This is a genomic window from Pseudomonas sp. (genome assembly GCF_035554175.1).
In the GTDB taxonomy this organism is placed as follows: domain Bacteria; phylum Pseudomonadota; class Gammaproteobacteria; order Pseudomonadales; family Pseudomonadaceae; genus Aquipseudomonas.
Genome location: NZ_DATMIV010000007.1, coordinates 67,085 through 80,778, shown reverse-complemented (window position 1 = coordinate 80,778; position 13,694 = coordinate 67,085). Strand labels below are relative to the sequence as shown.

At 59.7% G+C, this 13,694-nt stretch carries 12 protein-coding genes; 4 read left to right on the top strand and 8 right to left on the bottom strand.

Annotation, left to right across the window (positions count from 1 at the left end; translation table 11 throughout):
• Nucleotides 1–117: 117 nt before the first annotated feature.
• The 7 genes from VNV36_RS03085 to VNV36_RS03055 form a co-directional block, all read right to left on the bottom strand.
• Nucleotides 118–2,661 carry a helix-turn-helix transcriptional regulator gene (locus tag VNV36_RS03085; RefSeq protein ID WP_325716131.1) on the bottom strand — a complete coding sequence of 848 codons (2,544 nt, stop codon included), beginning with the start codon at nucleotides 2,659–2,661 and terminating at the stop codon, nucleotides 118–120.
• Between the two features lie 138 nt (nucleotides 2,662–2,799).
• A complete protein-coding gene (locus VNV36_RS03080) occupies nucleotides 2,800–4,167 on the bottom strand; it encodes a DUF1329 domain-containing protein (protein WP_325716129.1) in 1,368 nt (455 codons plus the stop codon).
• Nucleotides 4,168–4,190: 23 nt separating this feature from the next.
• Nucleotides 4,191–5,984 carry a DUF1302 domain-containing protein gene (locus VNV36_RS03075; protein WP_325716127.1) on the bottom strand — a complete coding sequence of 598 codons (1,794 nt, stop codon included), beginning with the start codon at nucleotides 5,982–5,984 and terminating at the stop codon, nucleotides 4,191–4,193.
• 510 nt (nucleotides 5,985–6,494) lie between these two features.
• The gene (locus VNV36_RS03070; protein ID WP_325716125.1) at nucleotides 6,495–7,406 is read right to left on the bottom strand and encodes an SDR family oxidoreductase; all 912 of its coding nucleotides are present in this window, start codon (nucleotides 7,404–7,406) and stop codon (nucleotides 6,495–6,497) included.
• A gap of 154 nt (nucleotides 7,407–7,560) precedes the next feature.
• Nucleotides 7,561–8,463, bottom strand: coding sequence for an alpha/beta fold hydrolase (locus VNV36_RS03065; protein WP_325716123.1), 903 nt, complete (start codon nucleotides 8,461–8,463; stop codon nucleotides 7,561–7,563).
• On the bottom strand, nucleotides 8,463–9,245 hold the full coding sequence (locus tag VNV36_RS03060; protein WP_101159273.1) for a class II aldolase/adducin family protein: 783 nt from the start codon (nucleotides 9,243–9,245) through the stop codon (nucleotides 8,463–8,465). The genes VNV36_RS03065 and VNV36_RS03060 overlap by 1 nt, the downstream gene beginning before the upstream one ends.
• Before the next feature lie 175 nt (nucleotides 9,246–9,420).
• Entirely contained in the window at nucleotides 9,421–9,876 is a 456-nt protein-coding gene (locus VNV36_RS03055) for a flavodoxin (RefSeq protein WP_325716119.1), read from the bottom strand.
• A gap of 152 nt (nucleotides 9,877–10,028) precedes the next feature.
• On the opposite strand from VNV36_RS03055, the gene VNV36_RS03050 reads away from it, so the two are divergent.
• Nucleotides 10,029–10,505, top strand: coding sequence for a PAS domain-containing protein (locus VNV36_RS03050; protein ID WP_325716117.1), 477 nt, complete (start codon nucleotides 10,029–10,031; stop codon nucleotides 10,503–10,505).
• A gap of 54 nt (nucleotides 10,506–10,559) precedes the next feature.
• The gene (locus VNV36_RS03045) at nucleotides 10,560–11,165 is read left to right on the top strand and encodes a hypothetical protein (protein ID WP_325716115.1); all 606 of its coding nucleotides are present in this window, start codon (nucleotides 10,560–10,562) and stop codon (nucleotides 11,163–11,165) included.
• Nucleotides 11,166–11,168: 3 nt separating this feature from the next.
• Here VNV36_RS03045 and VNV36_RS03040 read toward each other — a convergent pair whose 3' ends face one another.
• Nucleotides 11,169–12,128, bottom strand: coding sequence for a MerR family transcriptional regulator (locus VNV36_RS03040; RefSeq protein ID WP_325716113.1), 960 nt, complete (start codon nucleotides 12,126–12,128; stop codon nucleotides 11,169–11,171).
• A gap of 211 nt (nucleotides 12,129–12,339) precedes the next feature.
• Between VNV36_RS03040 and VNV36_RS03035 the strand changes: the two genes are divergently transcribed.
• Complete coding sequence (locus VNV36_RS03035; protein WP_325716111.1) at nucleotides 12,340–12,909, top strand: putative antibiotic biosynthesis monooxygenase; 570 nt, start codon at nucleotides 12,340–12,342, stop codon at nucleotides 12,907–12,909.
• Nucleotides 12,910–12,967: 58 nt separating this feature from the next.
• Complete coding sequence (folM, locus tag VNV36_RS03030) at nucleotides 12,968–13,678, top strand: dihydromonapterin reductase (protein WP_325716109.1); 711 nt, start codon at nucleotides 12,968–12,970, stop codon at nucleotides 13,676–13,678.
• Nucleotides 13,679–13,694: the final 16 nt, after the last annotated feature.

Below are 13,694 nucleotides of genomic sequence, written 5' to 3'. Positions count from 1 at the left end.
CCACTGCAGATAGTTTGCAAGGTAGTTTCTTTTTCAATCAGCATGAAGCTCAAACAATTTACAAAACATGCACTACAGAAAAACAGATCCATCTGCAGACACCAGTATTAAAAATTACTAGACCAGTATGCCCATCAACTTTGCTTTCGCCACGGCCTGGGTTCTTCGCTCCACGCCCAACTTTCCGTTAATTCGTCTTGCGTGAGTTTTTACTGTATGTAATGAGATAAAAAGTTTTTCCGCGACTTGCTGATTCGAGGCACCTTGAGCAATCAACATCAGCACTTCGCGTTCACGCCGACTCAAGCCCGGCGCATGAGCACCGTCCGCGCATTGCAAGAAAGGAATCTGCGCGCCTGCGCTGCCTCTGCGTAATTCCCACTCGCGCATGGCTTGCTGCAACTGGCAGCGCTCCACCAGCATCCCCGCCCGCTGGAAAGCCTGCTGCGCCGCCACACTGTCGCCGCGCGATTCAGCCAGTTGCGCAAAGGCCAGCAGCAATTCCGTTTCCGCGGTCAACCTCCCTCTGGTCTGGGCCTCTTTCAACAATCGTTCAATGCATGGCAGACAGTTTTCATCCGGGTTCAATTGCGCCTGCGCGCAGGCCAGCAGGTATTCGATACGAGTAATCAGCTCGAACGTCGCGGGCGGCGCCTGCAGAGCAGAGGGGCCGCGATAATGTCGTAACAGCCTGCCCAGCGTTTCATGTGCCAGTTGCGCGCGGCCCTGCTGCAACCAGAACTGGCTGCTGACCTGCAGTACCGCACCGCGATAGACCGTATCGGGAATCTGCCGTTGCTGCATGACCCTTTCAGCCTCGCGCAAGCGTTCGAACGCGCAGGCGTAATCGCCTCGATTGCCGGCCAGTTGAGCCTGCCCCAGATAGCCATACAAGACTCGCTTGTCTTCACTGCGCAGGCAGTCTTCAAGGCCTCGGCGAAACAGCTCGGCAGCCTGTTCTTCAAGCCCCATGCACAACGCCAGACGGCCTCGACGAAGTGCAATTCGGCCCAGCAGTGGCGTGGGTACCAGGGTGCGCTGGCGTAACAGATGCTCGATGTCCGCCAGCAGATTTTCAGCACGTGCGGGCGCTCCTCGCTGCTCGAGCCATTGCGCATGGTCAAGCTCAAGCAACCCTTCGAACAGCAGGGAGCCATGGGCGCGTGCCAGGCGCAGGGCTTCGCGGTTGAGGGCATGGGCCTGATCGAGTTCACCGCACAGTAACGCCTGCTGAGTCAGCCCCGACAGACACATCAAACGATCCTGCCAGGCATCGCCGGCCAGCGCCGCCAACGCCTCCTGGAAACAGGCGCGCGCCGGTTCCATCCGCCCTTGCAGGTGACAGAGCCAGCCTTGTTGCGCTTGCCAACGAGCGAGCAGTTGTTGCTCCAGATGCGCTGCCGGCTGCGGCATGAAGCGGGAGAAGTGGGCCATGCATTGCGCGGCCTGTTCGAGCCGGCCGGCAAAAAATAATGCCGCCGCGACCAGCCCGATCAACTGCGGGGTCATCAGTGTCAGCTCCTGACTTTGTTGCTCATGCAAGCGCAACAACAGGACAACCGTCTGATCTTCAAGCAAATCCTCGAAGCTCAAATGTTGCAACAGGCTCACGGCGGTTTCGTATTCTTCGGCCAACAACGCTTGCTCGAACGCCGCTCGCCAATCCTGCGCCGTCGTGAACCACTGACAGGTGCGCCGATGCCAGGAACGCGCGCACGGCCAGTGCGACTCCTGGATGACTCGTGACAATGGCGGCGAGACCTGCAGCCAGTCGGCAGACGCCTGCCAGGGCTCGATAAAACACCCCAGCACTTGCAGATCATGCAAGAGCTGCGCGCCTTCGCCGGCGCCGAACAGGTGCTCGCATAACTGCGCGTTGAACCGTGGCAGGTGGGCCAACACGCGCCATGCCTCGTCCTGTTCCGGCGTCAGATTGCTGAAGAGTTCGTGCTGCAGATAATCCAGCAAGGTGTCGACGCGCTGCTGTGGCTGCAGGTTTTGCGACCAGTCGCACTGTTGCAGGAGCGCCATGCGCGCACCCGCGCACCACCCCCCGGTACGCTGAATGATGCGGGCCGCGACACGATCCGCCTGGTCTGGCGGTAAATGACGCAACACCGCGACAATTTCAGCGTGGGTCAGCGCCAGACTGGCGCGCTCGGATTCGTACAGTTCATCATCGAGCAACAGCCGCGGCCAGTTGCACTGTGGCCGGCGGCGAGTGCTGATCCACCATGTGAGCGCCGGGCTGCTGACCGCGAGCAGACGATCCAGCAAAGCATCCAGAGCCGGATCGGGCAGGCGACTGTAATCGTCGATAAACAGCGAAGTGGGCCGAGACCAACGTGCCAACGCCGCCGTCAGTCCCTTCTCGCCGAGATCATCGGCCAGGCCCAGCGCCCGCGTCAGACGCAGGCAGAAGTCCTCGCAGCCGAGCGCTGCTCCCGCCAGCGGCAACCAGATCGTCTCGCAGTCAGCCTGGACCTGAAGCAGGCACTCGGCGAGCAAAGCGGTTTTGCCACTGCCTGCGGGCGCGCACACCAGCCTGACACGCGCCGCCGACGTCAGCAGCGGTGCGCTCAGGCGACTGCGAGGCTGGTGATGGGAAGAGAGTCTGGGCAAAAATCCGGGTCGATCCAGGCACGGAGTCATGGCGGTCATCGGCTGAGCCTTGTTATCGTTGTGCGCCCACCCTAGCCCTCTCCCGCACGCTTGTTGACAAGTATTCAGCACGCTGATTGATGGTCATAAAAAAGGCGACCGTGCAGTCGCCTTTTGTCCAGTTGCGTGGCAGGGCAGCTACCGCACGCCCTCTGCACGCAGAGCCGATGGTGTGTAGTCAGCCGCCTTGGCTTCGAAGCCGAATTCGAAACTGTGCTTCTCTTCGTTCTTCATGCCCAACGCAATGTAGCGGCCGGCAATAATGTCGTAGAGCGCTTCGAGCGTGTAGGCCTGGGTCTGGTGATCGTAGTAGTACTGCGCATGACCTTCGGCGACGCGCCACAGTTGCCCGCGACCGTCATAGTGGTCAGCCAGTGCCACTTGCCAGCTGTCCTCGTCGATGTACATGTGGCGCTTGGCGTAGATGTGACGCTCGTTCGGCTTGACCGTGCCGATCACCTCCCAGACGCGATGCAGCTCGTAGCGGGTCAAGTCCTGATTGATGTGCCCGGCCTTGACGATGTCGTCGTACTTGAGTGTCGGCGAGTCAAGTTTGTAGCTGTTGTAGGGAATGTACATTTCCTTCTTGCCCACCAGCTTCCAGTCGTACCGATCGGGAGCGCCGGAAAACATGTCGAAGTTGTCGGAAGTACGCAGGCCATCGGCCGCCGTGCCCGGGCCGTCATAAGCCACTTGCGGCGCCCGCCGCACCCGGCGCTGACCAGCGTTGTAAATCCACGCCAGACGCGGTTCCTTCACCTGATCGAGGGTTTCGTGTACCAGCAGCACGTTACCGGCCAGCCGCGCCGGGGCGGTTACTGACTGCTTGAAGAAGGTCAGAACGTTGGCGGCTTTCTCCGGATCGATGTCCTTCATCAATTGCGGCACAGCGATCTCTTCTTCGAAGCGGATCGGCGTGTAGCTGCCGTTGGTCTGCGGTGTCACCTGGGTGATGATCCGCCGCAGGTTGCCACCGTGGTAACGGGTGATGTGGTTCCACAGCACCTCGACGCCATTCTTTGGAATCGGGAAGGCGTAGTAACGATTGCCGGTGAAATTGGCCAAGCCGTTGCCGTCGTTGATAGCGTTAACGTTCAGCGCGCTGCGCTTGGCCGACTCGTAGATTTGCGCCGGTGCACCCACGGTGCGGTGGGTCGGGTACACCGGGATCCTGTAGGTTTCCGGGTAGCGTTTGAACATCGCCACCTGGCCGTCGGAGAGCTTGCTCTTGTACTGCTCGACGTTCGCCGCTGTGATGGTGAACAGCGGTTTTTCATTGGCGAACGGGTCGGCAAGAAAGCCCTTGCTGTCTACCGCACCGGCGTTTTTCGCAATGCCGCCAGTCCAGGCCGGAATCGAACCGTCAGCATTGCCAGCCTTCTCGGCCCCCAGCGGGGTCAGACTGGTGCCGAGTTTGTTTGCCTCATCCGGCGACACCGCCGCCATCACGTTGGCCGCCAGCAGACTCAGGGCCAGCACGCCACATTGCAGAATCGTTTTGCGCATTGCAGTCATCCTTCTCGGGCAGATCAGAAGTTCACGCCGAAGCTCAGGGCCACGAAGTCACGGTCTTCGAGGACGTTGTAATCGCCACCGAAATAGTCGGTGTAACTCAGGCTCGCGGTGTAGGTATTGCGGTAGTCGGCATCGACGCCGACGCTCACAGCTTTCGCACCCTCGTTGAACAGCCCGTTGGGGCCGTAACCGGCAACGTCGTGCGACCACGACAGGTTGGGCTTGAGGTTGATCCCGCCGATGACGTTGGCGTAATCGAGAATCGCCCGGGCGCGATAGCCCCATGAGGTCGAGGTGACGAAGCCGTCGGTGTCACCGCCGAAACCGTACTGGCCGTAGACCGAATCACGGCCATAACGCAGCTCACTGCGCGACTCCAGGCCACCGACATGCACCACCGCCGCTTCGCCGACCACCGTCAGGCGCTCGGCGCCCAGTACCTGGTCGAAGAAGTGCGTGAGGGTGCTCTGGATCTGCGTGACTTCCTTGCGCCGGTAGCCCTTGTTGTCCGCGCCTGGCGAAGTCGCGAGTGGCGATGCGGCGCCGCCGGCAATCGGGTTGACCAGCGCCAGCGTCAGGTCGTTGGTGTTGACCTGCACCGGCGCATTCGGCCGATAGCTGATCTCGCCGGTCCACGCGGTGCCGGTAGGCAGAGTGGTGGAAAAACTCGCGCCGTACAGGCGAATGTCTTCCGGATATTCGAGGTAGTACTGACCGCGCCCGAGCATCACGCTTTGCGCCAGCCCGGCACCGCTGCCAGGCGCGAGGCCGTTGGCAATGCCGACCATGGCGGGCAGTGCCGCCAGCGTCGAAAGCCCCGCCGTAGTGGTGCCGACCGTTGGCGTACGACTGTGGTAATTCATGAAGTAGAGACCGTATTCGGTGTCCTCCCCTAGCCAGCGCAGTGCCGTGCCCCACTGTCCCGAATCGCGCGCATCGCGATCGCCGCCACGGGGGATCACCACGCCTTCGCGGGTGACCTGAATGCCTTGGCCGAACGCGGTGGTCAGCGGCACCAGTGGCGCTACCGCCGGGCTGCCTACGGTGTAGCCGTTGTTGCAACCGTCCGCTGCCACGTCAACGCCGAAAAACGTGCCGCAGTTGTCGAGAACGGTCTGGTCCCATTCCAGTTGGTAGAAGCCTTCGACCGAGAGTTTGTCGGTCAGGCTCTGCGAGCCGAACAGCATGTTCACCGGGATCAGGCCTTCCTTGATCTCCGCTCCGGGACGCCGGAATGCCGAGACGTCGATCGGGTTGATGCTGTTGATCGAGTTGCCGATGAAGGTACTTTCGCCCCAGCTCACCACCTGCTTGCCCGCTCGCACGGTGCCGGGCAAATCGGCGATGGCGTAGTTGTGATACACGAAGGCATCGAGAATCTGCGCGCCGGAAGACTTGGCGCCTTCCTTGCGGCCGCTGTCGCTGATCTGTTTGAACTCGCGGTCTTCGTCCTTGAGTTCGAAGTCGTACCAATACTTGCCACGGACGAACACGCCGGTATCGCCGTACTTCAGTTCGAGGTCGTGGATGCCCTTGAAGATTTTCGAGAAGGTTTCGCCCTTCTTGAAATTCAGCCGCCCGTCATCACCGGTCGAAGATTGCCCGCTGCCGCCATTGACCGTGCCGACCAGCGAGTTGTCGGCATCGCGCAGGCCCCAGCTCGCGCCGATCGACAGTGACGAGTCAAACGTGCCTTCGATTTCGCCGATGTTGAAGGCAACCGCGTACGCCTGGGCGCAGCAACCCATGGCCACCGCAGCGGCCAGCGCCTGCGGTTTGAAGATGGCGCGCATTGTTGTTTTTGTCATGCGTCTTCCCCGGTGAGTGACAGAAGGCCCCACCCTACTGCCGGCGGAAGCGGTCGATAAGCGCACCAAGGAGGTATTTGCGTTGTCGCTCGAAAGGATGAATGACCTTGTACGGCGGGGACTGGAGCGGTTCATGAACTGGCTGGATGGCGCATCATCAGCGCCATGCATGTGCACGCGACTGTTGCGCGCCCCGTAACAGTGCATGTCTGGAATTGGTATTTTTCCTACAGGCTCAAGCGCTTATTCTGCGCGTGCTTTCCCGGAACATGCCGGAAAGCGCCAAGCCCGCTTCGCTGAAGGCGCACGCGATGGGCTACAGATTTCGGATAAATCGATTTTTCGCTTTATCGCCCCGCTGTTCACTGACGTTGATTTGTAGCTCCTTGATCCAACGTCTTACCTTGGCCGCTGCGTTTGCAGCGGCCTTTTTTATGGGCGATTTGTTGTGCGATGCGCATGGGAGCGGGAATCAGGGCTCGCTGGAGCCCTGTCGATGGAGGGTAGGGCTTAAACCGAATACTTCTGCAAATTCGTCATCATCTCCTTCAGCGCCTCGATATTGTCCTTCGGGTGCGCCGCCCCTTCGAAATCACAAATCTGCTGCCAATGCGCCGCGACGTCTTCCGGCGAGAAGCCCTCGCGCGGATCGAAGCCGGCACCGAGGCTGCGCTCCCAGCGCACCTTGCCCATCCAGCCGCCGCCGACTTCGAACAGACCGGACGTTTCCTGGCATTGCTCGCTGGCCAGATACACCACCAGCGGGCTGACCAGCTCCGGCTTCAGTTGCTCGAATACTTGCGGGGGGATCAGGCCTTCGGTCATGCGCGTGCCGCCGGTAGGGGCGATGGCGTTGACCAGAATATTGTTCTTGCGTCCCTCGATCGCCAGCGTTCGGGTCAGACCGTAAAGTCCGAGTTTGGCCATGCCGTAGTTGGACTGGCCGAAGTTGCCGTAAATGCCCGAAGTCGACGCGGTGAAAATGACGCGACCGTAGTTTTGCTCGCGCAGATGCGGCCATGCAGCACGGGTGACTTTGTAGGCACCTTCGACGTGGACGCGATAGACCAGATCCCAATCGGCGTCGTCCATTTTGTGGAACGATTTGTCGCGCAGGATCCCCGCGTTGTTGACCACCACATCGACGCGGCCGAAGGCATCCAGGGCGTTCTGCACCAGTTTGTCGCCGTCAGTCACCGAGTCATGGTTGGCTTCAGCGATACCGCCAGCCTCGCGAATTTCCGCCACCACGCGGTCGGCAGCCGATGCGTTGGCGCCTTCGCCCTGAGTCGAGCCGCCGAGATCGTTGACCAGTACCCTGGCGCCCTGCCTGGCGAACAGCAGCGCATGCGCACGACCGAGGCCGCCACCGGCGCCGGTGACAATCACGACTTTATCTTCGAAACGCACAGGCTCATTCATCGCAGCAACTCCAGCAGGCCAAGGAATAATGATCCCGAGTGTCAGTCACGACGCTTTGGGTCACAACGAACACGGCTGGGGCTGAATGGTGTGCGATAAGGATGGGGGATGACGAAAGTGCGAACTCGCCGGGAGCTCGGGCTCCCGACGAACATCAGGAGTACGCCACTTTGCGCGGAGGCAATACCAGACGTTCACGAAACGCCAGATAGTGCTTGAGTACCTGCACCGGCGCCTCGGTTTGCGGATAGTGGCCGATGCCCGGCAACAGCACGGTGTCCGCATCAGCAATCAGCTCGCGATAACGCTCAACCATGTGCACACCGGAGATCGGATCGACTGCGCCGTCGATCACGCGCAAAGGAATGTCACCACGCTGCATGGCCGTCACCCAGCGCTCACGTTGAACCCGGCGCTCGGGGATGTAGGTGATCAGTTTGTGCAGGATGCGCGGGCCATGGTTGCTGTCGACCAGACTCCAGTAATCATCCAGTTCGCTTTCGCTCGGCTGGGTCTGCGGGCCGAATATTTTCCGGAAGCCCTTGACCAGCGCCTCACGGCTGAATGCGCGACCGAGCAGCCAGCCAATCGGGCTGAGCAGCAGTTTCTGCATCAGCAGCGGACGGTGGGTTTCCGGGAACAGCCCCCCATTGAGGAAAACGCAACTGGCAACTTCGATGCGCTTTTCGTAATGCCGTGCGAGCAGTTCCTGAGCGACGCTGTCGCCATAGTCGTGGGCAAGAATATGCAGCGGCTGCCGGATCTGCAGATGGGTGAGTAACGCCTGTTGCAGATCGGCCTGTTCCAGCAGGCTGTAGGTGTGATTGCGCGGTTTCGCCGAATCGCCGAAGCCGAGCATGTCGCAGGCGATCACCTGATAACGCTGCGCCAGTGGCTGCCACAGGTAATGCCAATCCCAACTGGCAGTGGGGAAACCGTGGATCAACAGCAGCGGTTCACCCTGTCCGACCATCCAGTAGCGGATCGACTGGCCACGAAAAACGAAGGTCCGGCTGCGCTTGCGCCAGACACTCAGAGGAATCTCGGCGAGTGGCATTAGAATTTATACCCCGGATCCTGTAGATCGAGTTTGCGCAGCAGCGCCGGCCACGCCAGCGCGCCGCCCATGCCTTGTGCGCTCTTGGTGACGCCGGCAATCATCGCCTTGGCGCCGGCGAGAATCTGCGGTTCGATCGCGATCAGTTCCGCCCCGCCCGTTTGCGCCATGACTTGAATGTCGCAGGCACGCTGGAAGGTGAACATCATCAGAAAGGTATCGGCAATAGTGCCGCCGCAGGTGAGCAGACCATGGTTGTGCAACATGAGAAAGTTGTTGTCGCCCAAATCGGCCTGCAGTCGTGCTTTCTCTTCGTGGTTCAGCGCCACGCCTTCGTAGGCGTGATAGGCCAGGCTCGACAATACGAATAGAGACTGCTGACTGATCGGCAACACACCCTGCTTTTGCGCCGACACCGCAACCCCTGAGGCGGTATGCGTGTGCAGCACGCAAACCACATCGTGGCGTACTTCATGGACGGCACTGTGAATGGTGTAGCCAGCCGGGTTGATCTCGTAGGGGCTGTCCATGAGTTTGTTGCCGGCCTGATCGACTTTTACCAGGCTCGACGCGGTGATCTCATGGAACATCAAGCCAAACGGGTTGATCAGGAAATCTTCAGTGCCGGGCACCTTGGCGGAGATGTGGGTGAAGATCAGATCATCCCAGCCGTGCAGCGCGACCAGACGATAACAGGCGGCAAGATCGACGCGGGTCTGCCACTCTGCGGCGCTGACCTGGTCTTTGACATTCGGCGACGATTGGACGGGGGCTACGCTCACTGTATGCACCTCTGCGTTCTTCTTGTTCTGCTCGTGTCAGCAGTCTAGTCAGGCGCAGGGCATCGCGTAGTTGCATTGGCAGCCAGCTTGATGACTGAGCGAGTCAGCCGGGCAAACAGCCGGGATCCCTTCCAACGCAATACGCTAACAGGGTGCGGCGAATACTTTTGCGCGATCAGCCCTTGAGCGCTGTAATCAATTGCGCCAGCCAGGGCTCGGCATCGGTTTCCGGCGTCACGCTTTCACTGGCGTCGATTCGAAGCATGTCCTGCAGCTCATTCACGCCCAGCTCGGCAAACAATTCACGCATCTGCTCGCCACCGCCGCAGAAGGTGTCGCCATAGCTGGCATCACCGAGGGCAATCACCCCACCCGGCAGGCCGCGCCAGGCAGCGGGCAATTGGTCGCGAATCGACGAATACAACGGTTGCAGGTTGTCCGGCAGTTCGCCCATGCCAGTGGTCGAAGTGACGGCCAGAAGAGCCTCAGGGCCGAACGCCAGAATATCGGCCAGCGTGGCGCGCGAGTTGTAGAAGGTTTCGAAGCCGGCGTCATTCAGCAGGTTCTGCGCGTGGCGGGCGACTTCTTCGGCGGTGCCGTAGACCGAGCCGGAGAGAATGGCAACTTTCATCAATCTGTTCCTGGAACTGAAAAAAGAGCGGCGATGGTACCAGTCCATGTCCCCAAGTTGCGATTGGCTCTCAATCTGCGCTGGTGGCCTATAGACAGCCTGCGCCTTTCTTCTAGAATGCCAGCCACTGACAATGCGCAAAGGACTCGCAAATGATCAACGCCAATCTGCTGCAAATGGTGATCAACGCCTCGAACGACGGGATCGTAGTCGCTGAAAAGGAAGGAGAACAGGACAACATCCTGATCTACGTCAACCCCGCTTTTGAACGTCTGACCGGTTACAGCAGTGAGGAAATTCTCTATCAGGACTGCCGTTTCCTCCAGGCGGGAGACCGCGATCAGCAAAGTCTGCAGCTGATTCGCGATACATTGCGAGAAGGTGGATCGTGCCGTGAAATCCTGCGCAACTATCGCAAGGATGGCACGCCATTCTGGAACGAGCTGTCGCTCTCGACCGTAAAAAATGCCGCCGATGGGCAAACTTATTTCATCGGTGTGCAAAAGGATGTGACGGTTCAGGTCAAGGCACAACAACGGGTCGCGCAGCTCGAAGCACAGGTTGCCGCTCTGCAAGCTGAACTCGCGGCATTGAAAGCGACGAATGGCGCAAACAAAACCGCGAACTGATGGTCATTAACTACAATCACCAATGACTTTGTAACTATTCACTTCGAGTTAACCATGCAGCGCGACGCCCTCCTGACCCAGGACGAGCTGGATTTTATCCAGACCATGCAGCACAACCCGCAACTGAACGTGCGGGATGCGACCTCGAGTCTGCTGGTCAATGGCGGTTCGCAGATTCGTGACCTGCTGACGCGCCTCGCGGCGCATGAACAAGTCACGATCCAGGCCAACTTCGAAAATCAGCAGATGACTTTCCCGCTGCATCTGGTGGAAGACGAATTCCACGCGCTGCATTTGCGTCTGGGCGTGCCGAGCATTTACGAAGACGGCCCGATGGTACGCCCATGGCGCCTGGTGCTTGACGAGCCGGTCGCTCTGGAGAATGCCAAAGGCCAGCCCGGCATGTTGTGGGTACACGAGGTTTCGCACAAAGGCGTGTTGTTGCAAGTGCGCAACAAAACCAAACCGCCGAAGCATTTCGCCCTGTGGTTCAGCCCTTCTGGTTATGAACGGATTTCACTGCGCGGTCATTTCGAACGGGAAACCGAGCAAGGTTTCTATGCCTACGAGCTGAGCCAGACCGATGCCGATGAAACCGAGCGCCTGCGTCAGTTCATCCTGCAACAACATCGTCTGAGCCACCCTGCCCTGCACGCCTGAATTTCAGGTATCCAGTTTGCCCGCCATGAATTGCTTCAGGCGTTGGCGCATTGTCGAACCTTCATTGCCCAGGCAGGCCACCGATGAACCGGCGAGACTGTCCTCGGCCAGTTCTGACGCGTCGCCGGCCAGCATCAACTGGCAATCAAGACTCATGGCCAGGCGATTCAGGCGTCGAGGCAGTTCCGGGCCGGGGGCATGATTTGAAAACAGTACGAGCGCATCAGGCCTGACCTTTTCGCACACCAGCGTTAACTCGTCGAACGGCTGACCAGTGGTCAGCACCCGCACGCCAGAATCGTTGCCACTGAGAAACAGTGCCGCTACCAGCAATTCAAGCTCACGACACTGGCCCGCGAGAGCGCTGACGATTATCCGTCGCGGCTGCGTACCGCGCAGCATGACGATGCGCTGCAATACGCGCGCTCTGAGAAAACCGTCGAGAAACAGCCATTCGCTGGTTTGGCCGAAGGCTTCCTGGCGCTGCAGCAATTGCCGCCACAACGGCATGATGATGGCTTCGAAAACCACCGGCAGCGTGTAAGACGAGAAAACCTGCCCGTAGACGCGATCCAGTTGCTGATCGTCGAACGCACTCACCGCCTGCTGAATTTGCTCCTGCCATTGCTTGTAGTCGGCCTGCACATGATCGTCGGGAATGAAATTCGCCAGGATCTTCAGCGGTTCGGTCTTCGCCAGTATTTTGCCGACCTTGCTCACGGCTACGCCGCGATCGATCCAGTCGACAATGCTGCGCACACGCTCGACATCGCTCATCGAATACAAGCGATGCCCGCTTTCGGTGCGAGTCGGCTGGATCAGACCATAGCGACGCTCCCAGGCCCGAAGGGTAACGGGATTGACGCCGGTCAAGCGGGCCACTTCACGTATGGGGAACAAGTCTTCGCGATCGAGTGCGACGTGAGCCGCCGAAGCTGGGCGAATGTCCGTGGTAACAGGCATCTGGCGATCAACTTCCATGTCGGTGAATTGGATCCCATTCTAACCACGATGGACCATAAACGTTCAAGTAATCATCTACGACGAAAGTGTCTGATTTAATCGGCATATTCAGGAATAATCCTTGCTTGTTGCAAAGCGCAGGCCTCTATCCCGGCCTGCGTCAGGCGAAGCTCTTATCCGGAGCGACGTACTCGAAATACGGAGATACAAAATGTCTGCTTCCCCTGTCACGCTGATGGTAGCGCGCCGCGTCGCCGATGGCCGTTATCACGACCTCATCGCTTGGCTGCGCGAAGGCGAGCAACTGGCCACCGACTTTCCGGGCTATCTTGGCTCCGGTGTCCTTGCACCACCGCCCGGCGATAACGAGTTCCAGATCATCTTCCGCTTTGTCGATGAGCAAACCCTGCATACCTGGGAATATTCTGCGTCGCGTACGGCGTGGCTGAACCGTGGCAGCGAATTGTTCGAACATCCCAAAGAACATCGAGTCAGCGGCATTGAAGGCTGGTTTGGTGCCGCCGGGCAGCGTCCGCCGCGCTGGAAACAGGCTGTAGCGATCTGGCTGGCGTTCTTCCCCGTGTCGCTGATTTTCAACTTTGTCCTCGGCCCGGTTCTCGCTGAGCTGAGCCTGTTGCCGCGCATATTGATCGGCACAGCGTGCCTGACTCCGCTGATGGTGTATTTCTTTATCCCGTTGTCGACGCGTCTGCTGGCGAACTGGTTGAACAGCACGCCGACGCGACCATTGCCAGCGACCCCATCGGCACCCAATCGCTGATCTCTGCGGGGCGGCGAGCCTGTTATAGTTTTCGCCTCCACCGCGATACGAGCCGTCCATGCCAGATTCAGCAGCCTCGATCCTTATCACCGGTGCCGGCCAGCGTGTCGGCCTGCACTGTGCCCAGCGCTTGCTCGAGGATGGCCACCCGGTCATTTTCACTTACCGAACCGAGCGACCGGGCGTGCAGGCACTGCGCGATCTCGGCGCGACCGCTCTGTTCGCAGATTTCTCCAGCGAAGCCGGGATTCTGGCCTGCATCGACGCTGTGAAGGCCCAGACCGACCGCTTGCGCGCCATCGTGCATAACGCCTCTGAATGGCTGGCGGAAGCCCCGGGCAGCGAAGCTGAAGCGTTCAACCGCATGTTCAACATTCACATGCTCGCGCCGTACCTGATCAACTTGCACTGCGCCGAATTATTACAGCGCTCGACACCCGCCGACATTGTCCATATCAGCGACGACGCCACCCGCAAAGGCAGCAGCAGGCACATTGGCTACTGCGCCAGCAAGGCCGGGCTCGACAGCCTGACCCTGTCGTTCGCCGCGCGCTATGCACCTTTAATCAAGGTCAATGGTATCGCCCCGGCCCTGTTGCTGTTCAACCCGGATGACGATGCGGCGTACCGTGCCAGGGCGCTGGCCAAATCCGCGCTGGGCATCGAGCCCGGCAGCGAAGTGATCTACCAGAGCCTGCGCTATCTGCTCGATAATCCCTATGTCACCGGCACCACGCTGACTGTGAATGGCGGACGACATGTCAAATAAGGCCGTCCCGCTTCAG